The organism is Kitasatospora sp. NPDC052896 (assembly GCF_044547075.1).
Classification (GTDB): Bacteria; Actinomycetota; Actinomycetes; order Streptomycetales; family Streptomycetaceae; genus Kitasatospora.
This window is the reverse complement of record NZ_JBITZU010000007.1, coordinates 358,258-383,170: the sequence shown is the minus strand read 5'-3', so window position 1 is coordinate 383,170 and position 24,913 is coordinate 358,258. Positions and strand designations below refer to the sequence as shown.

At 71.1% G+C, this 24,913-nt stretch carries 27 protein-coding genes; 6 read left to right on the top strand and 21 right to left on the bottom strand.

The features are described from left to right. Positions 1-30: 30 nt before the first annotated feature. The 5 genes from ACIGXM_RS18115 to ACIGXM_RS18095 all read right to left on the bottom strand — a co-directional run bounded on the left by ACIGXM_RS18115 (position 31) and on the right by ACIGXM_RS18095 (position 4,045). Positions 31-606: a helix-turn-helix domain-containing protein gene (locus ACIGXM_RS18115; protein WP_396561929.1), complete on the bottom strand. Its 576-nt coding sequence runs from the start codon at positions 604-606 to the stop codon at positions 31-33. Beyond that, positions 603-1,961, bottom strand: coding sequence for a MarR family transcriptional regulator (locus tag ACIGXM_RS18110; protein ID WP_396561927.1), 1,359 nt, complete (start codon positions 1,959-1,961; stop codon positions 603-605). Before ACIGXM_RS18110 ends, ACIGXM_RS18115 begins: the two co-directional genes overlap by 4 nt. Before the next feature lie 771 nt (positions 1,962-2,732). Then, a complete protein-coding gene (locus ACIGXM_RS18105; protein WP_396561925.1) occupies positions 2,733-2,978 on the bottom strand; it encodes a hypothetical protein in 246 nt (81 codons plus the stop codon). Further along, entirely contained in the window at positions 2,930-3,721 is a 792-nt protein-coding gene (locus ACIGXM_RS18100; RefSeq protein WP_396561923.1) for an XRE family transcriptional regulator, read from the bottom strand. The genes ACIGXM_RS18105 and ACIGXM_RS18100 overlap by 49 nt, the downstream gene beginning before the upstream one ends. Before the next feature lie 180 nt (positions 3,722-3,901). After that, positions 3,902-4,045, bottom strand: coding sequence for a hypothetical protein (locus ACIGXM_RS18095; protein ID WP_396561922.1), 144 nt, complete (start codon positions 4,043-4,045; stop codon positions 3,902-3,904). Positions 4,046-4,199: 154 nt separating this feature from the next. Between ACIGXM_RS18095 and ACIGXM_RS18090 the strand changes: the two genes are divergently transcribed. The 4 genes from ACIGXM_RS18090 (at position 4,200) to ACIGXM_RS18075 (ending at position 7,743) form a co-directional block, all read left to right on the top strand. Continuing rightward, positions 4,200-5,192, top strand: a complete 993-nt coding sequence (locus ACIGXM_RS18090) for a Gfo/Idh/MocA family protein (protein WP_396561920.1) — start codon at positions 4,200-4,202, stop codon at positions 5,190-5,192. Next, on the top strand, positions 5,189-6,442 hold the full coding sequence (locus ACIGXM_RS18085) for a DegT/DnrJ/EryC1/StrS family aminotransferase (protein WP_396561918.1): 1,254 nt from the start codon (positions 5,189-5,191) through the stop codon (positions 6,440-6,442). Before ACIGXM_RS18090 ends, ACIGXM_RS18085 begins: the two co-directional genes overlap by 4 nt. Beyond that, positions 6,439-6,873 carry an NUDIX hydrolase gene (locus ACIGXM_RS18080; protein WP_396561916.1) on the top strand — a complete coding sequence of 145 codons (435 nt, stop codon included), beginning with the start codon at positions 6,439-6,441 and terminating at the stop codon, positions 6,871-6,873. Before ACIGXM_RS18085 ends, ACIGXM_RS18080 begins: the two co-directional genes overlap by 4 nt. Positions 6,874-7,296: 423 nt before the next feature. Continuing rightward, positions 7,297-7,743 (top strand): NUDIX hydrolase, encoded by a 447-nt coding sequence (locus ACIGXM_RS18075; RefSeq protein ID WP_396561914.1) that lies wholly within the window; start codon positions 7,297-7,299, stop codon positions 7,741-7,743. Here the strand turns inward: ACIGXM_RS18075 and ACIGXM_RS18070 are convergent. Further along, entirely contained in the window at positions 7,685-8,128 is a 444-nt protein-coding gene (locus tag ACIGXM_RS18070) for an ester cyclase (protein ID WP_396561912.1), read from the bottom strand. The genes ACIGXM_RS18075 and ACIGXM_RS18070 overlap by 59 nt on opposite strands. Positions 8,129-8,208: 80 nt before the next feature. Here ACIGXM_RS18070 and ACIGXM_RS18065 point away from each other — a divergent pair, with 80 nt between their 5' ends. Both ACIGXM_RS18065 and ACIGXM_RS18060 read left to right on the top strand, forming a co-directional pair. Further along, entirely contained in the window at positions 8,209-8,919 is a 711-nt protein-coding gene (locus tag ACIGXM_RS18065; RefSeq protein WP_396561910.1) for a TetR/AcrR family transcriptional regulator C-terminal domain-containing protein, read from the top strand. 168 nt (positions 8,920-9,087) lie between these two features. After that, positions 9,088-9,420 (top strand): DUF6059 family protein, encoded by a 333-nt coding sequence (locus ACIGXM_RS18060; RefSeq protein WP_396561908.1) that lies wholly within the window; start codon positions 9,088-9,090, stop codon positions 9,418-9,420. 260 nt (positions 9,421-9,680) lie between these two features. Here the strand turns inward: ACIGXM_RS18060 and ACIGXM_RS18055 are convergent, their stop codons facing one another. The 15 genes from ACIGXM_RS18055 to ACIGXM_RS17985 all read right to left on the bottom strand — a co-directional run bounded on the left by ACIGXM_RS18055 (position 9,681) and on the right by ACIGXM_RS17985 (position 24,801). Further along, a complete protein-coding gene (locus ACIGXM_RS18055) occupies positions 9,681-10,328 on the bottom strand; it encodes a GH3 auxin-responsive promoter family protein (protein ID WP_396561906.1) in 648 nt (215 codons plus the stop codon). Beyond that, positions 10,315-10,779, bottom strand: a complete 465-nt coding sequence (locus ACIGXM_RS18050) for a hypothetical protein (RefSeq protein ID WP_396561904.1) — start codon at positions 10,777-10,779, stop codon at positions 10,315-10,317. The genes ACIGXM_RS18055 and ACIGXM_RS18050 overlap by 14 nt, the downstream gene beginning before the upstream one ends. 168 nt (positions 10,780-10,947) lie before the next feature. Beyond that, positions 10,948-11,994 carry a ketoacyl-ACP synthase III family protein gene (locus tag ACIGXM_RS18045; RefSeq protein ID WP_396561902.1) on the bottom strand — a complete coding sequence of 349 codons (1,047 nt, stop codon included), beginning with the start codon at positions 11,992-11,994 and terminating at the stop codon, positions 10,948-10,950. After that, on the bottom strand, positions 11,981-12,796 hold the full coding sequence (locus ACIGXM_RS18040; RefSeq protein WP_396561900.1) for a 4'-phosphopantetheinyl transferase family protein: 816 nt from the start codon (positions 12,794-12,796) through the stop codon (positions 11,981-11,983). The genes ACIGXM_RS18045 and ACIGXM_RS18040 overlap by 14 nt, the downstream gene beginning before the upstream one ends. Continuing rightward, positions 12,797-13,936: an acyl-CoA dehydrogenase family protein gene (locus ACIGXM_RS18035; RefSeq protein WP_396561898.1), complete on the bottom strand. Its 1,140-nt coding sequence runs from the start codon at positions 13,934-13,936 to the stop codon at positions 12,797-12,799. It lies immediately after the preceding gene. Beyond that, positions 13,936-14,520, bottom strand: coding sequence for an NADPH-dependent FMN reductase (locus ACIGXM_RS18030; RefSeq protein ID WP_396561896.1), 585 nt, complete (start codon positions 14,518-14,520; stop codon positions 13,936-13,938). The genes ACIGXM_RS18035 and ACIGXM_RS18030 overlap by 1 nt, the downstream gene beginning before the upstream one ends. A 30-nt stretch (positions 14,521-14,550) precedes the next feature. Further along, entirely contained in the window at positions 14,551-15,807 is a 1,257-nt protein-coding gene (locus ACIGXM_RS18025) for an activator-dependent family glycosyltransferase (protein WP_396561894.1), read from the bottom strand. Positions 15,808-15,842: 35 nt separating this feature from the next. After that, positions 15,843-16,634: an NAD-dependent epimerase/dehydratase family protein gene (locus tag ACIGXM_RS18020; RefSeq protein WP_396561972.1), complete on the bottom strand. Its 792-nt coding sequence runs from the start codon at positions 16,632-16,634 to the stop codon at positions 15,843-15,845. Continuing rightward, positions 16,631-17,938, bottom strand: a complete 1,308-nt coding sequence (rfbH, locus tag ACIGXM_RS18015) for a lipopolysaccharide biosynthesis protein RfbH (RefSeq protein WP_396561892.1) — start codon at positions 17,936-17,938, stop codon at positions 16,631-16,633. Before rfbH ends, ACIGXM_RS18020 begins: the two co-directional genes overlap by 4 nt. Beyond that, positions 17,931-18,935: an NAD-dependent epimerase/dehydratase family protein gene (locus ACIGXM_RS18010; protein WP_396561891.1), complete on the bottom strand. Its 1,005-nt coding sequence runs from the start codon at positions 18,933-18,935 to the stop codon at positions 17,931-17,933. The genes rfbH and ACIGXM_RS18010 overlap by 8 nt, the downstream gene beginning before the upstream one ends. Then, a complete protein-coding gene (rfbB, locus tag ACIGXM_RS18005; protein ID WP_396561889.1) occupies positions 18,932-19,912 on the bottom strand; it encodes a dTDP-glucose 4,6-dehydratase in 981 nt (326 codons plus the stop codon). Before rfbB ends, ACIGXM_RS18010 begins: the two co-directional genes overlap by 4 nt. After that, the gene (locus ACIGXM_RS18000) at positions 19,909-20,976 is read right to left on the bottom strand and encodes a glucose-1-phosphate thymidylyltransferase (RefSeq protein WP_396561887.1); all 1,068 of its coding nucleotides are present in this window, start codon (positions 20,974-20,976) and stop codon (positions 19,909-19,911) included. The genes rfbB and ACIGXM_RS18000 overlap by 4 nt, the downstream gene beginning before the upstream one ends. Positions 20,977-21,040: 64 nt before the next feature. Then, on the bottom strand, positions 21,041-22,222 hold the full coding sequence (locus ACIGXM_RS17995) for a nucleotide disphospho-sugar-binding domain-containing protein (RefSeq protein ID WP_396561885.1): 1,182 nt from the start codon (positions 22,220-22,222) through the stop codon (positions 21,041-21,043). Positions 22,223-22,600: 378 nt separating this feature from the next. Then, on the bottom strand, positions 22,601-23,182 hold the full coding sequence (locus ACIGXM_RS17990) for a dTDP-4-dehydrorhamnose 3,5-epimerase family protein (protein ID WP_396561883.1): 582 nt from the start codon (positions 23,180-23,182) through the stop codon (positions 22,601-22,603). A 44-nt stretch (positions 23,183-23,226) separates the two neighbouring features. Then, positions 23,227-24,801 (bottom strand): MDR family MFS transporter, encoded by a 1,575-nt coding sequence (locus ACIGXM_RS17985; RefSeq protein WP_396561881.1) that lies wholly within the window; start codon positions 24,799-24,801, stop codon positions 23,227-23,229. Between the last annotated feature and the right edge of the window lie 112 nt (positions 24,802-24,913).

Sequence of the window (24,913 nt, the reverse complement as noted above, 5' to 3'; positions counted from 1 at the left end):
CGCTGGTGCGCTTCGGTGGAGGTGGCGGGATCACAGCGAGAGTTCTGCTCGACGTGCGCGGCTGTGCTGGCTCGGGGAGCGCATCGTCGTTCCGGCCTCCCGGAGCAGCCGGTGGACGGTTCGGGTGGAGAGGCGGGTGGCCTGAGCCAGGACTTGGATGCTGTCGCCGGCGTCGTAGTTGGCCCGCAGATCCCGCTTGAGCTGCTCGCGTGCAGCTGCCGCCTCCGGAGCCGGGAGCTGGCGCCTGCGGGCGGGACGGAGGGTCGCTCCGGCCTCGTGGAGCAGGCGGCGCACGGTGCGCGCCGATCGCCCTGCGATCTTCACCAGGGTCGCGACGGTTGCGCCGTCCTCGTAGCGCGCCCTCAGGTCGGCGGCGAGGCGACGCCGCTGGGGATCGGCACGCAGCCGGCGTGTCTGCTGCGGGGTCCGCATGACCGTTCCCGCGGCACGCAGGCGGTTGATGACGGTCCCGTAGGGCAGGCCCGAGTCGGACGCGAGTTCGGCGACGGTGGCGCCCGCGTCGTAGGCGGCGCGAAGGCGCAGGGCCTGCTTGTGGCGCTGGGCGGCCGTGGTGGTGGCCGGGGTGGTCCGGGGTTTGCTGGTCATGCTGCTGATTCCCATTCGTCGAGGGCTCGGGTGTGGGCGGCGACCAGGTCGTCGTAGGAGAGCTGGTCGGTGGGGGTGAGGAGGATCAGGCGCCCGTCGGTGGCCAGCTGCCAGTCGGGCAGGATCCGGCCGGTGGCGGGGTCGAGGACGCGTCCGTCGGCGGTCTGCCACCGCGCGGGGACCTCGTCGGGGCGAGGGGAGGGGACCAGGACGGTGCGGTCGCCCCGGACGAGGACCAGGGCCTTGCTGCGGTGCTCGGAGCGCTGCTGCAGCGCGGCCAGGTAGGCGGCGCGCTCGGCGGCGTGCAGGGCCTTGCGGTCGGCGGCGATGCCCGCGGTCCCGTACGTCAGGGCGATGGCGTCCCACCCGGCGGCGGGCTCCGGCGGCGTGGCGGGCTCCGGTGGCGTGGCGGGTGAGGTAACAGCTTCCGGGAGGCTGTTACCGGCGCCGAGGCCTTCCAGAGCGCGCGGTGCCAGGGACCAGGTGGTGCCGGTCTGCAGGACCAAGCCGTGGGCCTTCAGCCGGTTCAGGGTCCGGTAGGTGGTGGCTCTGGACACGGAGGAGGTGGCGACCAGCTCACCGGAGGTCTGGCCGGGGCGCACGTGGAGGGCGCCGATGACCATGAGCGCTGAGCTGCCCAGGCCCCGGTGGGCGAAGGCGTCATGTGCCATCAGCCGGCCGATGACCCTGGAATCGACATCTGCCCTCGTGACCGTCTCAGAGGTAACCCACTCCTCAAGGGCCACGTCGGGGGGGAACTGACTGGCCCGATCACGAGACAGCAACGGTGTGTTGATGGCCCGGGGGCCTTCGCCGAGGTACCAGGTCGAGCCCTCTGTACCGTGGCCGACCCGCAGGCGGCGCAGCCACCCGCCCGGCTTCAGCACGGCCTCGTAGGCGGCGCGCAGGGTCTGCCGGGATATCCCGGCCTCCTCGGCCGCCTGCCGCTCGCTGGCGGCGTGCACGCGCCCACCGGCAGCCTGCGCGAAGTTCAGGTGCGCCCGCAGGATCCGCAGGGCCGTGCGGCCCCGCTCCCCGCGCCACGGGGTCGTCTCGATCCGCTCGCGCAGCACCGCAAGGTCCTCGTGCGCGTCCGGGCGGGAAGCGATCGCCACGGTGCCGGCGACCAGCCCGCTGGCGCTGGCCCACACCCGCTGGAGATAGGCCTCGGTGCGGGCGTGTCCGGAGCGCGCGGCGATGATCCGCGCGTGGCGGCCACCCTCGTGGTCCGGGTGCAGCAGTAGACGGGTGAGCTGGTCGACGGTGCCGCCGGCCCGGGCGACGTGGCAGGCGATGGCCGCCGTGAGCCGGTGCCCGTGCTCAGCCGCGCCCTGGCGCTGCTCGCGCGAGGCCACGGTGCCGCTGGAGGAGGAGAGGCGGCTGTAGCTGCCGGTGGCGTAGCGGCCAGTGAGGTCACCCAGGAGGACCAGGTCGGCTGCCGCCCGAGGGAGTTGGCGAAGTCCCAGGTGGTCGGAGTGATTGCCTCTGATTGCCTCTGACTGGCTCCGTGAGGCTCGTGAACCCTGTTCGGGGGAGTGCGCAGGAGGGGTGCCGTGTGGCATTCTGTGGTCGTCTCGCAAAGACGAGGACGCCACCGAGGCCCGTCAAAACCAGCGGTGGTGTCCGGAACCGACCTCCAATCGGTGCCAGCGAAGCCTCCAGGACGGCAATCCTGGGGGCTTTCGTACTTTCCGGTACCGGTGGGAGGCAGACCCACCACCGCGGTACGACCGGAGCCGAGTCCGGCGGCCGCCATCGGCATGATCGCCTCCGACGGCCCCCGACGGCTCTGGAACGACCGGGTCGAATCGGGGTCGAATCAGAGTGATTGGCTCTGATTGCCTCCGAGCGCCTCTGTAACCCTTCGTTGCAGGTCACAGCCGGTTCGACTCCACATCAGCGCAGGTCAGAGAGGTGCCCCGGATGAACCCGGCGTACAGGCCGACTCGTCCGCCCCCTGGTCAAGGAAGGCCCCTGAGCTGCGAATTCGCAGGTCAGGGGCCTTTTGCGTGCCTCAGCGCCGTGCCACTCGCTCACTCTTCGCGTCTACTGCCACCTGCTCCTGGGCGGCGTGTGGCGATTTGGCGGCGATGGGGCTCGATCTCTCGGCTGTCGCCGACGCCGCGTCAGCAGGCCCTGAGGCGTTCGAGGAGCTCCGGGACGCCGTCCACTTGGCGGTATGGCTTGAAGGCCGGGGCGAGGTCGCGGACGAGTGTGACGCACCGTGGCGCGCCGATGCGGGTGGCCAGGTCCAGCGACTCGCTGGTGACCGCGAGCGCCTGCTCGACATCGTTGGCCTGGAGGTAGCCCCTGGCCTGGTACGTCAGGAAGATCCCACGCGTCTTGTCCCTGGCGCGGGGCAGCAGTGCCATGCCCTCGGCCATGCGCGCGTGTGCCTCGCCGGTCCGGCCGAGGTCCAGCAGGCATTGGCCCGAGTCGACCGCCAGGTCGGCCGGGCCCATCCAGGCGCACCAGCCGGGGCGGGGTCGGTGGCCTCGACGGCCAACGCGTCCTCAGCGCCGGACAGGTCGCGGTAGCAGGCGGAGCGGTCACCGAGCGCGGCGTGGGCCCTGGCCCGGCGGAGGTACAGGAGGGACCGGGCGGTGGGGTGCTCGATGCCGGACAGCGCGTATCCGAGCTGGTCCACGGAGACCTTGGGCTCGCCGAGCCAGTTCGACTGGTAGGCGAAGTCGGAGAGCACTCCGGCACCGAAGTCGTGGTCGCCGGCGGCGTGCGCGGAGTGCAGGGCCGCTCCCCAGAGCTTTCCGGCCGCCCAGTGCTGGCCGTGGTCGAACCGGTGCCAGCCGTAGGTGGTGGCGAGGGCGGCGGCGAGCAGGTGGAGCCGTTGGCCGGTCTTCTCGCTGTATCGGCCGCCTTCGATCAGGTCGGTCACTGTGGCGAGATGAGCGTCCATCAGACGGATCGTGTGCTGGCGCTGTTCGGTGGGCAGGGCCGTCAGCCTCGCGCTGGTGTCCTCCAGCCAGTCCACGAGTTCGGTGTCCACCTGTTCGCCGTCGAGGGCCGAGGTGAGACGGTCGGGTTCGATCGTGGCCCACTGGGCAGCGAGGCCGGCCAGTGAGATGGCGCTGTAGGTCATGAAGCTGCGGCGGTCCATGGCGGCTCTCTGTGCGTCTCGGAGTGCTTGAGCGGTGCGGCCGGACCCCAGCGTCAGCGGTTCGTCCCGTCCGGGCAGCCAGTAGGGCCAGCCGTACGCCTCCATGTCGGAGGCCGGGACGTTGAAGGCTTCGGCGATCAGGAGTTGGGAGTTGAGGTCTGGTGTCTTTCGCCAGTTCTCTCACCTGCTGACGGCCGTCTTGTCAGCACCGGAGCGGAGTCCATGACTGCGGGCGGCCCTGTCGAGCCGGGCGACGAGGTCGCCCTGCGACCAGCCGCGCAGTTCGCGTGCGTAGGCGAGGGGGTGTCGGATCGGGTCGTCCACGGGCCAATTCCATCATCGACAGTGACCGTGAGCCTACTGCCGGCGAGTGCGGGACAACCCCGGGACTACAGACAAAGCCTTTTCGGTGACTGCCCGTTGGGCTGTACTCGACACGCATCGACAGGTTCCCGCACGAAGCGGAAGGAGTCTGACCATGAAGCGACGCGCCGCACTCATTGGCCTCGGCCACCAGACACTCGAAGAGCATCTACCCGGCCTGCTCGGCTCGGGCCGGGCCGAGCTGGTCGCCGTATGCGACAGCAACTCGGATGTCCTGCGTGCATGTCAGAACACGCTCCAGGTTCCTGCCTTCACTCGAGCTGCCGACCTGCTCGACTCGGTGAAGCCGGACTTCGTGATCGTCGCCATCCCGCACTACGCGGGCCGGGCCGTGATTGAGGAGTGCTCCGCCCGAGGCGTCCATGTCCTGAAGGAGAAGCCGTTCGCCACCTCGCTCGCCGAGGCTCGCGAGCTCGCCGCGACCTGTCTGGCAGGCCAGGTCGAGCTGATGGTCACCCTCCAGCGCCGGTTCAACCCGATCTACACCAGCGTGCTGGGCCTGCTGGATCAGATCGGCACCCCGTTTCTCATCGACGGCCACTACACCTTCCACACCGACGACCCGGGCGCCGGGTGGCGCGGGGACGTGAAACAGGCTGGGGGCGGCTGCATCATCGACATGGGCTACCACCTCATCGACCTGTTGTTGTGGTACTTCGGCATGCCCAGCCGGATCCTCGCCGATTTCTCCGCCGCCGCCCTGCCTGGGGCCGGTTACGACGCCGAGGACACCGCCGTCATCCAGCTCGGCTACGACCGCGACCTCTACGGCTCGATCCTGTTGTCGCGATGGGCGGCCCCGAAGACCGAGAAGCTGCACGTCGTCGGCACCCGGGGCTCGGTGTTGCTGACGAAGGGCCAGGTCCAGCGGCTCGACCTGGGCGGCGCGGTGGTGGAGGAGCTGACCCGCCCGCACGCCCCCGCCAGTGCGGCGACCGCACAGATCGACTACTTCTGCCGGGTCCTGGACGGAGAGCGCCCCAACGTCTCCGGCCCCGAACAGCACCTCGCCCACGCCGCCTTCATCGCCTCCTGCTACGAGTCCAAGGCAGCCGGGCGCTACATCGACCCGAAGGAGATGCTGTGAACTCCACTCTGGCGCTGTTTGGTGGCGAACCCGAAGTGACTGCCGCCGTCCCGCACTTCGCGTGGCCGCCCATCGACGACACGACCCGTGCCAAGGTCGCCGCCCAACTGGACATGGCAGTCTCCATCCCCGGCCGGTCCGGGATTGTGGCTGAATTGGAGGACGGCCTGCGGGCGTACTTCGGTGTCCGGCACGCGATCACCTCCAGTTCCGGCACCGCTGCCCTGCACGCGCTCTACTCGGCTGCCCGGATCAGGGCCGGAGACGAGGTGATCGTGCCGACCTGGACCTTCCACGCCACCGCCTCCCCACTGTTCCACTTCCGCGCGGTGCCGGTGCTGTGCGAGACCGGCCTGGACGGCAACATCGACCCCAGCAGAGTCGAAGAGCTGATCACCCCGCGCACCCGAGCACTGATGGTCACCCACCTGTGGGGCCGCCCGGCCGACACGGCCGCCCTCGCCGCGATCGCCAAGGCCCACGGCCTGGCTCTGCTGGAGGACGGCTCGCACGCCCACGGCGCCAGCGTCCACGGGCAGAAGGTCGGCACTTTCGGCCTCGCATCGGCGTTCTCGCTCAACGGTCCCAAGCCGCTGAGCGGGGGTGAGGGCGGGTTCGTCCTGACGGACGACGACGATACCTACTACCGGGTGCTGACGTTCGCCCACTACAACAAGCGGTGCAGCTCCGAGATCCCGGAAGGCCATCCGCTCGCGCGGTACGCGGTCACTGGGTCCGGCCTCAAGCTCCGCATCCACCCGTTGGCCGCCGCGCTCGCCTTCGACCAGCTCGGCCGCCTCGACGGCTACCTGGCCGGCCGGGCCGAGATCGCCCGCCATCTCACCGAACAGTTCAACCAGGTACCCGGTCTGGAAGTCACGCCGGGACTCGATGGGGTGGTCCCCTCCTGGTACGGATTGACGCTCACCTACCCGCCCGACGAGCTCGGCGGCCTGCCCATCGAGCGGTTCCACCGGGCCCTGGTCGCCGAAGGCGCGGTGGAGTTCGACCGGCCCGGATCCACCCGTCCCCTCCACGAGTTGCCGCTCTACCAGCACCCCGACCCGCTGTTTCCCGGCCACCCGCACCACCACCGCCAGTACCCACCCGGCTCCTTCCCGGTTGCCGAGCACGTCTACCGGAACATGATCAAGCTCCCGGTCTGGCACCGTGAGCAGGATCTCGCGCTGGCCGAGCAGTACGTTGACGCGGCCGTCAAGGTGAGCGCCCACTACAAGGAGTTGCTGTGAGCAATACCTCCGCTGAATTCCTGGCCCGCCTGGTCAGCGACGCCCAACAGGACGGCATCACCGGCTTCGTGGCTGCTGCCATCGTCACCGAGGCCGACCGGATCCTCCTGGTGCAGCGCAAGCCCGAGGACTTCATGGGCGGGATGTGGGAGATCCCGTCCGGCAAGGTAGAGGAGGGCGAGACCATCCTGGAAGCTCTCCGCCGCGAGACCACCGAGGAGACCGGTCTGACCATCGAAACGGTGAACGGATACCTCGGCCACTTCGACTATCCCAACAGTCGCGGCGGCACCACCAGGCAGTTCAACTTCGCGGTCACGGTCGAGAAGACCGAACCGGTCGTCCTCGCCGAGCACGACGCCCACCAGTGGGCCCTGCCGAGCGAACTGCCCGGGGTGAGCGACGCGGTGCGCGAGCTGATCGCTGGTTGAGCCGGAGCCGCCGACCTCCCCCTCCGGAGAGTGACGGGCATCCAGAAGTGGCGGCTGGCGGGTGTGTGGCGATTTCGTGGCGATCAGGCTCCTCCAGACTGCGTTTCCGCAGGTGGCTGCCCATGAGGAGACTGTTCCCGGCGTACAGGCCGACTCGTCCGCCCCCTGGTCAAGGAAGGCCCCTGAGCTGCGAATCCGCAGGTCGGGGGCCTTTCATATCCCCGGTTCCCGTAGTTTCCTGCTCGCTCTTCGTACTTGACACCGCGCCGATGCGGGTGGGCAGGTCCAGTGACCCGCCGGTGACCGCGAGCGCCTACCGGCACACGATCAAGCTCCGCTCCGGCATCGTGAGCAGGATCCCGCCCCGGCGGTGCAGTGCGTCCGCGCGGCCGTCAAGGTGGGCGAGCATCGCGAGGAGTCGCTGTGAGCCTGACCCCTGCCGAGTTCCCGGCCAGCCTCGTCAGCGGCGCCCAACAGGACGGCATCGCCGGCTTCGTGGCCGCCGTCGTCACCGAGGCCGACCGGGTCCTCCTGGTGCGGCGCAGGTCCGAGGACTTCATGGACGGTATGTGGGAGATCCCGTCGGGCAAGGTCGAGGAGGGCGAGAGCGTCCTGGAGGCCCTCCGCCGAGGAGACCGGCCTGGCCGTCGACAGCGTGCACGGCTGCGTCGGGTCGGGCACTTCGACTACCCGAACAGTCGAGGCGGTACGACGAGGCAGTTCAACTTCGCGGTCACGGTCGAGAAGGCCGAACCGGTCGTCCTCGCCGGGCGCGGCGCCCCTGCTTCGGTGCGTCGGATTCCACGGCCGCTCAGTCGGCGGTCGGCCAGGGCCAGCCGAGCTGGAGGAACATGCCGAGGCGGTCGCTGACGGCGCGGATCTCCGAGATCTTGCCGTCGATGACGGTGAACCACCAGATCTGCTCGACCTCGCAGGAGCGGTTGGTGGGCTCGGGCATCCGGGGGTGGTAGCCGGTGTGGGTGCCGGTGACGGTCAGTCGGGCGACGACGGTGTCGCCCTCGGCGGCCAGGGCGTCGGGGCGCATCACGCCCTCACCGAAGGCGTCGAGCTGCTGGCGGAAGCCGTCGAAGGCCGCGCCGGGCGTGTCCGCCTCGCCGAAAATGATCTTGTTGTGGTCGATCACGTCGAGTGCCATGTACTGCGACAGATCGTCGAGTCGCCGCTCGTTGATCGCCCGGAAGAAGCCCTCGATGACCTGCTTGTTCGCTGCCGGTGCCAGCATCGGATCCCCCAAAACTTACATTGTAAGAAAACTTCCGCGCACCAAGGTAGACTTACGGCGTAAAAATGGCAAGAGCGGCCGGAGGGGCCACCATGGGGAAGCGGACGCGCGGCGAGCGGGCGGGCCTGTCCCGGGCGCGGGTACTGGACGCCGCGCTGGCCCTGGTGGACCGGGAGGGGCTCGGCGCGTTGACGATGCGTCGCCTGGGCGCCGAGCTGGGCGTGGAGGCGATGACGCTCTACCACTACGTGCCCAGCAAGGACGCCCTGCTGGACGGCCTGGTGGAGCGGCTCTTCGCCCAGGCGCTGCCGTTCCCAGGCGAGGGGGCGGACCCGAATACGGCTGAGGGCGGCGCCGACTGGCGCACACTGCTGCGGACGTACGCCGTCTCGCTGCGCCAGGCGCTGCTGCGTCACCCGGGAGTGCTCCCCTTCGCGGCGAGCCGCCCGGCGGTGACCCCGGCAACGCTCGACGCGGTGGAACGCGGTCTGACGGCCCTGACGGCGTCCGGGTTTCCGCTGGGGGCAGCGGTGCACGCCCTCAACACGCTCTCGCTCTTCGTCGTCAGCCACGCGGCCGCCGAGTCCGCCCAGGCTGCCCGGACCGACGCCGCCGGCTCCCCGGCCTGGCTGGCCGAGCTGGACGCAGCCCGCTATCCACTGCTCACCGAGGCCGCCCGCGGCGGTGCGGGGGTGGACGACGCCGAGCGGTTCGACTTCGCCGTCAACGCGCTGGTCAACGGCTTCGGCGCGGTACTCGACCAGGAACCCGCTCTTCACGCTCCGCGGGCGACTGCACCGTGATCGTCGCGGGAGGCGCGTCCTCTCCCGGGGCGTTCCAGGCGTCGCCCTCTCGGGTGGGCTGATCCGGGCACGACCGGCTTCGGCGCCGTCGCCGCCTGCCCGGCGTGCGGGTGGACCCGTGTCGGAGGCCCCTTTCGCTGGCACCACCGGGCCCGGCGGTGCGGCTCCATGGGGATTCGAGCGGGTGGTCCGATGCTGGCGGCCGGCTGTGGATCGGGAGAGCGGGGAGTCGGGAGAGTGGGCGGTCCGGCGCGAGGGTGGCTGGCGGTTGTCACGCGGGTCCTGCAGCCCGTGTGGCAGGGGTTCGTGATGCTCGGGGTCGTGTCCGCGTGGGGGAGCGCGGGTGTGGGCGAGGGCTTCGCGCAGACGTGGCCCGTCCGGGTGGACGGGCTGCCGCCGGGCCATCCCGAGATGCTCCGACCCGACCTGCCGCTGACCCCGACGGAGTTGGCGCTGAGCCGCGAACTGGCCTCCTGTGACTGGTGGTTGCCGGAGGCTTGACCGTCGGGACGGTGAACGGACAGGTCGACCACTTCGACTGTCCCGACAGTCGCGGTGGCAGCACATGGCAGCTCAACTTCGCGGTCTCGACCGAGCCGGCGCTGGGTCGAGGGAGCGCTCGGGCGCCGCCGAATTCCGTTCGAAGTCGACTCGCGTGGTGGGCGCGCTCTCGCAGGAAGCCTCCAGAGGGTCTTCAGGGCGTCTTCAGGAAGGCGTGTCGGGTGTTCGCCGGCGAATTCTCATCCGGATTCTCATGTCGGTCACTCGGGCGGCGACAGGCCTGCTAGATGGGGGCGCGAGGCCGCTCCGACCGGCTGTCGCGGGCCGGCTGTGGTCGGGGCCATGGCCTTCCGAGGTGTGGGAATGCAGTGATCTGCGCTGGGCATGGGGTCGGTGGGGAACAGGGCCTTCAGCCGCGGCCAGACGTGCGCCGGACGCAGTTCCCCGTACCGTTCGGCGTACCGCTCCAGCTCGGCGGCGCGCCGCGGGTTAGGGCGGCCGTACGGCAGGCCACCGAAGGGGAAGAAGGTGCTGCGCATGAAAGCCGGGGTCACCGGGATCTTCTTGTGGGCGCCGATGGTGCCGCTGCTGGTGAAGTAGAGGGCCGGATCGTCGGCGCTCAGCACGTTGCGCTCGCCGGCCGCCATCCGCTCGATCAGCGGTCCCAGCGCGGCGTAGTCGTGCACCGGGACGGCCTTGCGGTAGTCGTCCAGCGAGGTGATCCTCGCGAAGCCGTGCGCCCGCCCGAACTCGGTGTCCTTGTTGAACTCCAGCAGCTCGGCGAGCACCTGGCGTTGCCGTCCGGCCGGATCGGCGAACGCGCTGCGCAGGCGCTCCCGTTCGCCGAAGACGCGCTCGCGGTAGCGCCGGACGCGATCGGGTGCGCTCCAGGACTCACTGGTCGCCATGGGTCATCGCCTCCCGTACCCTCCGTGCGGTCCGTGCCACGTCGCCGCCCGGCTCGATCACGGTCACCGGAAGCTGCTGGATCTCCTCCCACAGCAGTTCGCGCAGGTCTGCCTGGTAGGTCTCGAAGGACGGCTGGTCCACTTGCTGCCCGTAGTGCTCCAGCGGGTTGACCGCCGCGCCGCGGCCGCTGCGCTGCCAGGCGGTCTCCGGTGCCACCTCCAGGAAGAGGACCCGCCGCAGCTGCGGGAACGACCGCCACCAGTCGAACATCGGGTTGTCGGGGACGCCCGACAACCGGCATTTGGCCAGGATCTTGTAGTAGTAGGAGTCGACCAGCACCGGATCACCCGGGCCGGCCCGGAGTACCAGGTCACGCAGGTGCAGCACGGCGGTCTGCAGCAGGCCGGCCAGGAACTCCGCCGAGTAGTCACGGCCGAGTGCCGGCAGCACGTCCCGCACCACGTCCCGGCGCAGCCGGGAGATCAGGGCGTGGGCCGGTGCGGTGAACCCGTCGTCCGTGGAGACCGCCCGGCAGGCGGTGCCGCGCGTCGGCCAGCACCGAGGACTTTCCGGCGTAGTCGGGGCCGAGCAGGACGTAGAACTCGGGCGGCCGGGGTATCACGACTGCTCCTCGGCCCAGTCGGGCTGCTCCCGGATCTCGAGCACCGCGCTGGCGAAGGTGAGTCCGGCACCGAGTCCGGTCAGCAGGACCAGGTCGCCCGGGGCGACCTGGCGTGTCTCCAGCAGGTGGGTGAGGCCGGCGATCTGGTCGCCGGCGCCGATGTGGCCCACCGTCATACCCCAGTCCAAGGTGGTGCGGTCGTCGGGGATGCCGAACTCGTCCATGGCGAAGGCCCACCGGGCGACGTGCCGGGCGGCGTGCGGGAACACGAAGCGGGCGATGTCGGACACGTCGACCCCGGCGTCCTTGAGCCCGGTCCGCATCACCTGGCGGATCCCGCCGACGATGGCCTCACCGATCTCGGCGGGCTCGTGACCGCCGAGGAAGTACTCACGCCGGCGGCTGCGCAGGTCCACCGGCCAGCCGCGTTCCCCCGGCGCCTTGGCCCAGGGCTCGCCGCAGCGGTGTGCCTCCTCGTGGGTGGAGTCGCCGACCAGGCAGGTGGCGAGCAGCCTGGCCAGGCCGGGCTCCCGGCCGAGCACCAGCGCGGTGGCGCCATCGCCGCGTACCCAGCCCTGGTCGGAGCAGTAGCGGTCGAACACCGGCGGCTGGTAGACGTCGGCCGTGGTGAGCAGCGCCGCGGCGGGGGCCGGCCGGGCCGCCAGGTAGGCGGCGGCCAGGTCCAGCGCGGCGAGTCCGCCGTTGGACGCCTGCTTGATCTCCACCGCGGCCGCCTGCCCGGCGACGGTGTGCCGCTGGATGTAGGCGGCCGGTGACCAGTGGTCGATCCCCTGGAAACCGACGCTGGAGTGGATGACCAGGTCCACGGCCCGGTCGGCGACGCCGGAGCGCCGCAGGGCGCTGCGTGCCGCGCTGACGGCCAGGTCGGCGGGGGACTCGTCGTCGATCACGCTGACGCTCAGGTAGCCGTCCTCGGCGCACTCCTCGGGGTCGTAACGCCCCTGCGCCACCGCCTCCTGAACGTCCTCGGCCCGTCCCAGCCGGCTGGCCGACGCTTGCAGGTAAATGTCATCCCAACGCATCTGTGAGCTCTTTTCGGGCGAGGTGGTAGTGGGGTGGTCGAAGATGATGGGCGGTGGGCCCGGGCGGCGCGGCGTGGCGGGCCGCGGGCCGGCCCAGCTCCAGCCACCGGACGGTCACCCGTCCGGGGTCGGTGCTTCGGATCGCGGCGGCGGCCCGGTGGCCGGGGCCGCACGGGATGTCGAGGACGGTCCAGCCCGCCGGCCCGGCCGGCGCGCCCGGCCCACCGGACCCGAGGTAGTGTTCGGCGAGCGCCGCCCGCAGCACCCCGGTGCCGACCCCCTTGAGGTGGGCCTCCTTGCGGGCCCAGAGCCGGGTGAAGGCCGGCCGCCGAGCCGTGGGGTCCAACCGGGTCAGCTCGGCCCGCTCGACTGGGTGGAAGACCGGCGCACACGCCGCCACCCGGGGGTCTTCCGCCAGGACCTGGACGTCGACCCCCAGCGGGACCGCGGCAAGGCCCAGCAGCACCAGGCCGTTCGTGTGCGAGAGCGAGAAGTGCAGCGGGAAGGGCGCCCCCAGCACCACCGGACGACCATGCGGTCCGCCGCAGCCGGGGCACCGGTCCCGCCCGAGTCGGACCAGCTGGGGTGCGGTGCCCAGCCGATCGGCCAGCACCCGGCGCAGCGCGATGTGCGCCGAGGCGTACAGCACCTGGTCGGCGGCGCGGACGAAGCCAGCGGCCCGGCGCCGCTCCGCCTCGTCCAGCTCCGCCAGGGACAGCGCACTCAATTCCGCCGCGGCCGGCCGCAGCAGCCACAGCCGCGCCCCCGGCCGGGCCGGATCGCCGGCCGGCGATATCGCCACCTACTGCTCCGTCGCCAGTGCGGCGTACCCGAGGGCGGCCGGCTCGACCTGGAGGCCGACGTGGGTGACGGCGCTGTTCACGTCGCGCCAGAAGCGCTGCAGGGCACTGGTCGTCGACTGACCGCTGGTGCCCGCCGCGCCGAACATCCGGTTGACCGCGGTCACCAGCAGTTCGGCGGCCAGCGCGCAGTCACGGGCGTTGCGCGCCACCTCCAGCGGGCTCGGCCCGCCGGCCTGGTCGGCGGTCGCCGCGGCACGCTCCAGCAGCAGCTCGGCGGTATCGAGTTCCCCGGCACAGCGGGCCAGGGTGGTGGCGTAGAACGTGCGGCTGGGGCCCGGGCCGGCCGGCTGCGCCGGCAGGGTGCGGACCTTGTCGCCGGCGTAGCCCGACCAGTGGGTATAGGCGCCGCGGGCGGCGCCCAGCGCCGGGGCGGCGAACAGCAGGCCGTTGACCGCCTGGAGTGGGACGCGGTGGAACGCCTGCTCCGCGTCCGGGCGGCCGTTCAGCAGGTCGTCGCCGGGGAAGGTCAGCTCGTGCGGGACCAGGACGTCGTCGACCAGCACGGTGTTGCTACCGGTGCCGCACATGCCGATGGTGATCCAGGTGTCCTTGACCAGGTAGTCCGCGCGGGGCACGGCGAACACCCGGGTCCGCTTCGGGTCGCCGCCGATCACGGCCCGGAACAGGGCCCAGTCGGAGTAGTCGACCACGCTGATGGACGGCCAGGTACCCGACAGCCGCCAGCCGTCCGCGGTTTCCACGGCGCGGCCGATCGGGGCGAGCGAGCCGACCACGAGGGCGTCCGGGCCGTGCTGCCAGACCCGGGCTCGTCCTGCCGCAGGCAGGAAGCCCACCATCCGGCCCAGGCCCGCGACGATCGAGGCGCTCCAGGCGGCGGCGGCGCACTGCCGTCCGACGGTGGCCAGGGCCTGGGCCAGGTCGAGTGTGCCGCCGCCGGTGCCCCCGTACTCGGCCGGCACGAAGTGCCGGGCGAAGCCGGCCGCGCGGATCGCGTCGATGACCGCGGGGTGCAGCCTGCGGGCCTGCTCCGAGGCGACGGCGTGCTCGCCGGCCAACCGGGCGACCTGCTCGGCCGCCACGGCCAGACCGGCCGGCGCGGCTGCCCGCTGCCCGGCCATCACGAGCTGTAAGGCCGCTTGGCGCGGGCCTCGTTGAGCGCCTGGGCCCACCAGTCGAGCTGGTCGAGCATGGTCTTGGCGGCCTGGTTGCAGCCCGTCGGGTCGACCGGCCGGCCATCGGGGCCGAACCGCTCCCAGGCCTGGTGGAAGCTGACACTGTCTCGCACGGTGACCGCGTGGACCTCGGCGAAGACCGGGCGCAGCTGCTCCACCGCGCGCAGGCCGCCGGAGATCCCGCCGTAGGAGACGAAGCCGACGGGCTTGGCGTGCCACTCGTTGCGGTACCAGTCGATGGCGGTCTTCAACGGCGCGGGGAAGCTGTGGTTGTACTCGGGTGTCACCACGACGAATGCGTCGGCTGCGGCGAGCCGGGCCGAGAGCGCCTCGACCGCCGCGGGGCGCGAGGTCGCCGTGAAGTCCTGCATCACCACGGGGAGGTCGGCCTTGGCCAGGTCGACGAGGTCGACGTCCTGGTAGCCGAGTTCGGACGCCTGGTCGAGGAACCAGCGGGCCACGGTACCGCCCAGGCGGCCGGTGCGGGTGCTGCCCACGATGAGGGCGAGGCGGGGGGAGGGCACGGACATTTCGGTTTTCTCCTTCCGGTGGTCGGCTGGTCAGCTGCGGTGCTTGGCGGTCAGGTCCTCTAGGACCGGGACCAGTTCGGCCGGGCCCGGGGCTTCGCGCATCTCCCGGTACAGGGCGGCCGTGCCCTCGGTGAAGGCGGGCTCGGTCAGCAGCCGGGAGAGCTGGTCACGCAGCTTCTCAGCCGTCAGTTCGGTGTTGGGGATGAGCAGTCCGGCACCGCGGTCGGCGACGTACTGCGCGGTGACGTGCTCGCCCCAGAACGGCATGGGAGTGATCAGCTGCGGCACCTGGTGGGCCACCGCCGCCGCGAAGGTGCCGCCGCCGCCGTGGTGGATGATCGCCGAGCAGGTCGGCAGCAGCTGGCTGAGCGGGACGTAGTCGACCAGCCGGACGTTGTCCGGCACCGTGGTGACCCGCTCGCGCTGCTTGGCGTCGATGGTGGCGACGAGCTCGATGTCGAGCGTGGCGAGCGCGTCGACGACCTCCGGGAAACTGACACCGCTGTCCCTGAAGAGCTGCCGGCCCCGGCCGCCGACGCCGAGGGTGAGGCAGACCCGCGGGTGCTCCACCGGGTCCAGTAGCCAGTCGGGGACGACGGCCGCCCCGTTGTACGGCACCCGGCGCATCGACTGGTAGGGCAGGTCGAGCGGCAGCCGCATCCCCGGCGGCATCGGGTCGATGGTCCACTGACCGAGCAGCAGCTCGTCGTCGTAGTCCAGGCCGTAGCGGCTCAGCATCGGGCGCATCAGACCGGTGATCGGGTCCTGACCCGGCGTGGCGCCGCGGTCCGCCAGCTGCTGCTTGGACTTGGCGCGGAGCCAGGCGATGTTGTCCTGGCCCCACAGGATCCGGGCCTGGGCGGCGCCGCTGATCCGGGCGGCCACGGCCGCGGCCGGGCAGAACGGGTCCCAGAGCACCAGGTCGGGCTGCCAGCGCTCAGTGAGGGAGACCAGGTCCTGCAGGAGCGGGGTGAACATGGCCAGCACCTGGGTCATGCCGTGCCACTGCACCTCCCAGCGCTGCGGGGTCCCCTGGCCGGTGTCCAGCGCGAAGCTGTCGTCCAACCCGTCGAGCAGGTCGAGGTTCGAATTGAACTCGACCACGCTGGAGAGGATCTCCCGGTCGCCGAGTGGGATCGCGGTGAGGCCCGCGTCCGTCACCAGGTCGACGGCGTCCGGGTGAATGGCCACCCGGACGTCGTGGCCGGCGTTCTGCAGGGCCCAGGCCAGCGGCACGATCGGATAGATGTGGGCCGTGGCGGGAAAGACGGTGAACAGGACACGCATCAGGATTCTCCAGCTCGGGCGGTGGGGCCCGGTCGTCAGGACGGGGTGGTGGCGACGACCGTGGCGGCGAAGTCGTCGACGACCCGCTCGTAGTAGTGCGGGCCGAAGCCCAGGTGGCCGGTTTCCGGGACCAGGGAGCGCAGCTTGTCGATCGCGATGACGTGGTGGCTGCCGGCGTCCTGGTAGTGGCGGCGTGCGGTGGCGCCCAGGCGCCGTTCCAGCCGGTCGACGATCCGCTCCACCGGCACGGCCACTCCGGAGGCCACGTTGACGATCTCGCCGCTGGGGTTCTGGGCGAGCAGCCGGTCGATGACGGTGACCACGTCGGCCACGTCGATCAGGTCACGGGCCGCGCCGCGGTGGATCCGTACGTCGCCGTCGCGGATCTGTCGGACCAGGGTGGGCAGCAGCTGGTGGGCCGGCTGCCCGGGGCCGACCAGGTGCCCGAGCCGGAGCACCAGGTGGTCCGCGCCCGAGTCCTGCAACTGCTCCTCCAGCGCCAGCTTGTGCACGCCGTAAGGGGTGCAGGGGACGACCGGCTGGTCCTCCCGGCCCGGCCCGTCTACCAGCCCGTACATGCCGGTGGCGGCCGTGGAGAAGAACAGCAGGCGCCGGCCCGTGCTCCGGCAGTCGGCGGCCGTCTCGCGCAGCAGCTGGGCCTCCCGCTCGAAGTCGGCGATGGCAGTGCCGCTGGCCCAGGACACCCCGGCCGCCAGGACCACGGTGTCCGGGTACTTTCCGGCGATCGGCCGAAGACTGCGCGCGATGAAGCCGTTTCCGATGATCTCCATGAGTGACTCCCTTCGAGGTGGACGTCGGCGGCTCAGGCGCCTGACGCGCCGACGTATTCCTTGATCGAGGAGACGACGTAGTCGAGCATCTCGTCGGTCAGAGCCGGGTAGACGCCCACCCAGAAGGTCTGTTCCGTGATGATGTCACTGTTCGTCAGATCGCCGACGACACGGTGCGGTTGACCGATGTAGGCGGGGTGACGGGTGAGGTTCCCGGCGAACAGCCGGCGGGTGCCGATGCGTCGCGACTCCAGGAAGTCGACCAGTCCGGACCGGGTGAAGGTGGCCTCCGGGGCGACGGTGATCGCGAAGCCGAACCAGCTGGGGTCGCTGCGTCGGGTTGCCTCGGGCAGCAGCAGCCCGGGCACGCCGTCCAGGCCCTCGCGCAGCCGGCGCCAGTTGCGCCGCCGGGCCGCGCAGAACTCGTCGAGCTTGGCGAGCTGGGTCAGGCCGAGCGCGGCCTGCAGGTCGGTCGCCTTCAGGTTGTAACCCACGTGCGAGAAGATGTACTTGTGGTCGTAGCCGGCCGGCAGCGTGCCCATCTGGTACTGGAACCGCTTCAGGCACTTGTCGTTCTCACCCGGCTCGCACCAGCAGTCCCGCCCCCAGTCGCGCATCGACTCCACGATGCGGGCCAGCGCCAGGTTGGAGGTCAACACGCAGCCGCCCTCGCCCATGGTCAGGTGGTGAGCCGGGTAGAAGCTGACCGTGGCCAGGTCACCGAACGAGCCGGTGAGCTGCCCGTCGTAGGTCGAGCCGACCGCGTCGCAGTTGTCCTCGATCAGGAACAGGCCGTGTTCGTCGGCCAGTTGGGCGATCTCGGCGACCTCGAACGGGTTGCCGAGGGCGTGCGCGATGATGATCGCCCTGGTCTTCGGACCGATCGCCTGGGCGACCCGGTCGGCGGTGGTGTTGTAGGTCCCGATTTCGACGTCGACGAAGACCGGGACGAGGCCGTTCTGCAGGATCGGGTTGACCGTGGTCGGGAAGCCCGCGGCGACCGTGATGACCTCGTCGCCGGGGCGCAGCCGGCGGTCCTCCAGCAGGTGCGAGGTCAGTGCCGAGACCGCGAGCAGGTTCGCCGAGGAACCGGAGTTGGTCAGGTGCGCCTTGCGGCGCTTGAGCTTGCGGGCGAACGCCGACTCGAACTTGCGCGAGTTGGGCCCGGCGGCGATCCGCATCTCGAGCGCGGCCCGGACGAGCGCGACCCGGTCCTCCTCGTCCAGCACCGCGCCGGAGGGCCAGATCTCGGTCACGCCGGGCTCGAACGCGCCGGTGCCCGACTGCTCCCGGTGGTAGTCCCGGACCTGCTCGAGCACCTGTGCCTGAAGGTCACTCATGTCCATTCCGTCCTTCTCGTATCGGTGCTCGGGTGCCGTCGGCCAGCGCACCGAGCGAACCGTCCAGGTCGTGGTGGGGCTGCCAGCCCAGCAATCGCCCGGCCTTGGCGATGTCCAGCTGCTGCCACTCAGTGTCGCTACGGGCGGTGCCGCTCTCCCGTTCGACCAGCCGCGCGGCCACCTTGCTGTGGGCGATCAGCCGCTCGACGGCGTGCCGGACAGGGGTGGCTCGGCCGCTGCCGATGTTGATGACCTGGCCGCGGACCAGGTCGGCCGCTGCGGCAGCCGTGGCCAGCACCGCGTCGACCACGTCCCGGACGTCGACGAAGTCGCGGCTGGCGCGCAGCGGCGCCAGTTCCAGCACCGGATCCGGGTCAGCCGCCTCGCGCAGCCGGGCGAGGCGCTCGGCGAGACCGCCCAGCAGGCTGCCGGGCGGAGTGCCGGGGCCGGTGATGTTCGCGATCCGCAGGACCACGCCGTCCAGCGCACCGGACCGGGCCGCGGCCAGCACCCGGTCCGATGCCAGCAGCTTGACCTGCCCGTACGGGGTGATCGGGGCGGGGGTGTGCGACTCGGCGGTCCCGCCACCGACCGCGCCCGGGCCGTACTCGTGCACGCTGCCGAGCTGGATCAGCCGCGGCTGGTCCGGCAGACCGGCCATCGCCTCGACCAGGTCGCCCACCAGCTCGGCGTTGGCCCGGCGCATCTCCCCCTGGGTGACGCCCCACACCGCGCCCGCGGCGTTGACCACCAGATCGGCCCCGGCCTCGGCGAGCAGGCCCGCCAGCCGGTCGGGGCCGGCACTGGTGAGGTCCATCGCCAGCGCGCGCACGCCGGGGGCGAGGTGGCGCTGCGCGGGCGCGGTGCGGGAGACGGCGAGGACGTCGGCCCCGGCCTGCCGGAAGGCGGCGCTCAGGTGGCGTCCCAGGAAGCCGCTGCCGCCCAGGACGACCACCTGGCGACCGGCCGGCGAGCGGCCGGCGGCGGGCGCCGTCATGCCGCCCGCTCGGGATGCTTGATCGGCATCCACCAGTCCGGGTTGTCCCGGTACCAGGCGACGGTGGCGGCCAGCCCGTCCTCGAAGGAGACCTGCGGGGCGTAGCCGAGCTCCTTGCGGATCTTGCTCTCGTCGACGGAGTAGCGCAGGTCATGGCCCTTGCGGTCGGCCACCCGGCGGACCAGCGACTCGTCCTGGCCGCATAGCTTCAGCAGCTGCCGGGTGATGGCGAGGTTGGTGTGCTCGTTGCCGCCGCCGATGTTGTAGACCTCGCCGGCCCGGCCGCGGGTCAGCACCAGCTGGATGCCACGGCAGTGGTCGTCCACGTGCAGCCACTCGCGGATGTTGCGGCCGTCGCCGTAGAGCGGCACCGGCTCGCCCTTGAGCAGATTGGTGATGAACAGCGGAATGAGCTTCTCGGGGTGCTGGTACGGCCCGTAGTTGTTGGAGCACCGGGTGATCGACAGGTCCAGGCCGTGGGTGCGCGAGTACGAGCGGGCGATCAGGTCGGAGCCCGCCTTGGAGGCGGCGTACGGGGTGTTGGGCAGCAGCGGCCAGTCCTCGGTCCAGGAGCCTTGCTCGATGGAGCCGTACACCTCGTCGGTGGAGATGTGCACCACCCGCTGAACGCCGGTGCGCAGGCAGGCTTCCAGGACGTTCTGGGTGCCGGCCACGTTGGTGTGCACGAAGTCGGCGGCGGCCTCGATGGAACGGTCCACGTGCGACTCGGCGGCGAAGTGCACCACCGCGTCGTGGCCGGGCAGCAGATCGAGCAGCAGCGGCAGGTCACAGATGTCGCCCTGGACGAACTCCAGGCGGGGGTGGTGCGCGGGCAGGTTCGCCCGGTTGCCCGCGTAGGTGAGCTTGTCCAGCACGGTCACCCGGACGTCCTCGTAACCGGGGTACTGGCCGTCCAACAGGGCGCGGACGTAGGTCGATCCGATGAAACCGGCCGCGCCGGTGACCAGGAGCCTCATGCCGCCACCTCCACGTGGGTGTGATCGCCGACGATCAGACGGTGGTGCGTGCTGCCCTGGTCGCCGGAGTTGACGGTGGCCGCGCGGCCGATCAGCGAGGCGTTCAGCCGGCCGGCCTTGGAGACCTCCGCGCCGTCGAGGATGATCGAGTCGTCGACGTGCGTGGCGTGAAGCAGGCAGTCGCGGCCCAGCGCGGTGTACGGGCCGATGTGTGCGGCGTCGACCACGGTGCCCGCACCTATGATCGCCGGGCCCTCGATCCAGGAGCCGGTGACCTTGGCGCCGGCCTCGATGACCACCGGGCCGATCAGCCTGGTCGCCTCGTCCACCTCACCGGCGATCTCGTGGCGCAGGTCGTCGAGCAGGCGGCGGTTGCAAGCCAGCACGTCCTCGACCCGGCCGGTGTCCTTCCAGTAGCCGCTGTACTCACGCGCCCGCACGTCGGCCCCCGACTCCACCAGCCACTGGATGGCGTCGGTGATCTCCAGCTCGCCGCGGGCACTGGGCCGGATCGCGGCGACCGCCTCGTGGATGGCGGGGGTGAAGAAGTACACGCCGATCAGCGCGAGGTCGCTGCGAGGTTCGGCGGGCTTCTCCACCAGGCGCAGCACCTCGCCGTTCGGGCCGAGTTCGGCCACGCCGAAGGCGCGCGGGTCGGCGACCTTGTGCACCACGATCTGGGCGGCGGGCCGCCCGGCCCGAAAGTCGGCGGCGATGTCCGCGACGCCCTCGGGGAGCATGTTGTCGCCCAGGTACATCACGAAGTCGTCGTCGCCGAGGAACTCGCGGGCGATGGCGACCGTGTGCGCGAGCCCCCGCGGGGCGTCCTGACGCAGGTAGGTCAGGCGCACGCCGAGCCGGTCGCCGTGACCGAGCACTGCCGCGATCTGCGGCTCGTGCTCGCCGACGATGAGTCCGATCTCCGTGACACCGAGGTCGCGGACGGACTCCAGCACGTGCTCCAGGACCGGCCGGTTGGCCACCGGGATGAGCTGCTTGGGCATTGAATAGCTGAAAGGCCGCAGACGGGTCCCCGTCCCGCCTGCCAGGACCAGAGCTTTCATGGAAGAACTCTCCTCACGGGTGTGGAGTGCGTTGCGCGATCCGGGCTGGGGTGCTGGCCGTGGGTCAGGCCAGTTGCTCGAGGTCGCGCACGACCTGGGCCGGTGTGGGCATCCGCGTCATCTCGTGGCGCAGTTCGCCGGCCGCCTTGGTGAATCCGGGCTCGGCCAGCAGCTCGGCGAGTGCCGCGCTGATCCGGGCGGGGTCGTTCTGTTCGTGCGCCTCGTCCAGGGCGATGCCGGCGCCCAGCTCGGCCAGCCGCTGGCCGTGGGCGAACTGGTCGGCCAGCTGGGGCAGGACGAGCTGCGGCAGGCCGCGCCAGGTGGCGCTCATGGTGGTGCCGGCCCCGCCGTGGTGCACGACCACGTCGTGGTCGGCGAGCAGCAGGTTCAGCGGGGTGGGATCGACCAGCCGGACGTTGTCCGGCACCGGGCCGATCTCCTTCCAGTAGGCGTTGTGGATGGTGGCGACCGCCTCGACCTTGGGCAGGTCCGCGAAGGCGCGCAGGATCCCGCGGGTCAGCGGGACGCCGTTGAGGGCCAGCACGTTGCGGCCGAGGGAGACCACCACACGCCGCCGGCCTTCGGCCCCTCGGGTCGCGGCGGTCCACTCCCGGTGGAGCCAGTCGGGCAGCGGGCCGTTGCCGTGCGAGTCCACGTGCCGGATCGGCGTGCCCGGTTCGGCCTTGGGAAGCTGCAGCGAGGGCGGGCACGGATCCAGCACCACGGCCGGGTCGGGAAGCGCGGACAGCCCGTGTGCGTCGAGCAGCTCGCGGTGGGTCTCGCGCGCCTGGGCACGGGTGGGGCCGGTCAGTGGGTCGACCCCCCAACGGTGGTGCACGACCGGGACGTCCAGCAGCCCACCGAGGATGAGGGAGCAGTACTCCAGGCCGTCGGCGACGATCAGGTCCGGGCGGAAGGCCCGGGCGAGGTCGAGGTAGCCGGCCAGGACGGTCTCGTTGTGGATCGCCCAGGCGCGGGCGAAGTCGCCGGTCTCACCGGTGCGCGCCGGGTGGCCCCAGCACTCGATCGGGCGGCCGCCGTGCGGCAGCCAAGCACGGATCAGCTCGGTCATCCCGTACCAGTCACCGATGCTCGCAGCGCTCAGCCCGGCGCTCGCGGCCGCGGCCTGCACGTCGGGCTGGCCCGTCGTCAGCACCTCGTGTCCTGCCCCACGGAGCGCCCAGGCCAGTGGCGCGAGTGGCGTCAGATGACCGCCGTCGGGCGTGACGACGAAGAGAACACGCATCGGTTTCCCCAGTCCTGGATAGGTTCCGAATTCCAGCGGAACGGGCGGTGGTGAGTATGCCGAAGAATTTCTCGGACTGGTGCGAATGCGGGTCGTATTCGCCCGTGCAACCGCCTCGATCTAACACGGATATCCTCTGCGTCGCCCTCTCCGGCGTCAAGGGAACTGATTTCCGGTCAGGTCACGCCAGGGCCAGGCCCGGGTCAATTTGAAAATGTCCGGCAAGCGGAGTGTCAGTACAGTGCAAAGTGTGGCGCAGATCACGTTCCTGGGGTTTTGTGGCCGTGGCGAAAGCACCGTGCCCCGGTCGGGCCCGCCCCGCGCGGGGGTGGGCCCGACCGGGGCACGGTGGGCTGGAACGGGTGGCAGGAGGGCTGCTCAGGCCCCCGCCGGTGGCCGCCACTGGGCCAGTACGCCGGCCGCCAGCGCATCGGCCAGCCGGGGGGCGGACCGATCCTTCTCGGAGATGATCGGCGGTTCGGTGAATCCCCACGGGATGGCCAGGTCCGGGTCCAGCGGATCGAGGTCGATCTGGGTGCCGGGGACATGGGCACTGGACAGTACGTAACAGATGCAGCTGTCGTCGGCGAGTGCCAGGAATCCGTGCGCGACGCCTTCGGGGACGTAGACGGCTCGCCCCGAGATATCGTCCAGCAGGTTGCTTTCGTGACGGCCGAAGGTCGGCGAGCCGACGCGGAGGTCGACCACGAAATCCCGTAGCGCACCGCGCACGCACGAGACGTACTTCGCCTGCCCCGGTGGAATGGTCACGCTGTGCAGCCCGCGCAGCGTGTTGCGACGGGACACCGAATAGTTGATCTGGCGCGGCACGAATGGCTCTCCGACAATCCGGCTGAGATCATCGGTGCGCAGGGACTCGAAGAACGAGCCGCGCTCGTCGGCGATCTGCTTCGGTTCCACCACGTACACGCCGGGAATGCTGGTCTCGGCCATCTGCATGGCATTTCCCCCTGTTCTCTTTGGGCGCCGCTGCGCGGCAGTGGTCAGTGGGACGCCGCCGCGGGCTGGGCGGAGACCGGCGCCTTCGCCGCGGCGGCGGCAGCGGCAGCGGCCACCTGGCGGCGGGTGCGGATGCACCAGGCGCTCAGGAAGGCCAGCACGCCGGCCACCGTGGCGTACACGAAGACCTCGTGGGTGCCGGAGGCGACGGCGTGCTCGTAGGCGCTGCGGGCGGCCGGTGGGAGTGCGCGCAGGCTCTGGGCGCTCAGGTGTGCGGCGGCGGTGGGCGCGGCGTGACCGCCGTGGTGGGCGCCGGCGCTGACGTGGTTGGCGAAGACGATGCCGGCCAGCGAGACGCCGAACGAGCCACCGAGCGTGCGGGAGAGGGTGACGGTGGAGGAGGCCACCCCGAGGTGGCGGCGCTCCACGCTCTCCATGCCGACCGAGAGGGTCACCTGCATGGCGAAGCCCAGGCCGGCGCCGAAGACGGCCATGTAGGCGCCGGTGGTCACCGAGCTGGTCCCGGTGTCCATCAGGGAGAGCAGGAAGACCCCGGTGGCGATCAGCCCCGCGCCGATCACCGCGTAGAGGGTGAAGTTGCCCTTGCGGGAGATGAGCTGACCGGCGAACAGGTTGATGGCCACCATCGACAGCAGCAGCGGCAGCATCAGGATGCCGGCGCTGGTGGCCGAGGCTCCCTGCACGGTCTGCTGGAACATCGGCAGGAAGGTCATCGCGGCGACCATCACGAAGCCGACCATGAAGGCGAGGATGTTCGCCCAGCAGAAGTTGTGGCTGCGGAAGACCCCAAGCGGCAGCACCGGTTCGGCGGCCCGGCGCTCGACCGTGATCAGCGCGGCGGTGGCGGCGACGGCGACCACGGCGAGGCCGATGATCTGCACCGAGTCCCAGTGGTACTTGCTGCCGCCCCAGGTGGTGATCAGTACCAGGGCGACGATCGCGGTCGCCAGCAGGGCGGCGCCCGGGTAGTCGATCCGCCCGGTGGCGCGGCGCGGGGGCGTTCGCAGCGCTACGGCGACCATCACGAGGGCTGCCAGCCCGATCGGCACGTTGACGTAGAAGCAGGCGCGCCAGCCGAGGTGGTCGGTGAGGAAGCCGCCGACCAAGGGTCCGGCGACCATGGCGGCGCCCATGACGGTCGAGGCCATGGCCTGGAACTTGCCCCGGGCCTGCGGTGTGACCAACTCGCCGATCAACGACAGCGCTCCGACCATCAGGCCGCCACCGCCGAGGCCCTGCAGCACCCGCAGGCCGATCAGCTGGCCCATCGACTGGGCGAGGCCGCAGAGGGCGGAGCCGAGCAGGAAGAGCCCGATCGAGCTGAGGAAGCAGCCCTTGCGCCCGTACATGTCGCCGAGCTTGCCCCAGATCGGGGTGGAGGCGGCGGTGGCCAGCATGTAGCCGGAGGCCACCCAGGACAGGTGGTCGAGACCGCCGAGGTCGCCGACGATGGTGGGCATCGCGGTGCCCAGGATCAGGCTGTCGAGTGAGGCGAGCAGCATCGCCAGCACCGCCGCGGCCATCACGACGTAGGTGGCGCGGGTCGGCGGCGGGACCGGTGGGCCGGCCGGAGCCAGGTTCTGCGAGATGGTGTCCACACCCTTTCCAGGCCGCCGGGCGGTCCCGAACAGCCACTTACTTACCGGTTGGTTAGTTGGGTACAGTGGAGAACGTAGGCGCTTTACTTACCAACCGTCAAGTAAGAAAGGT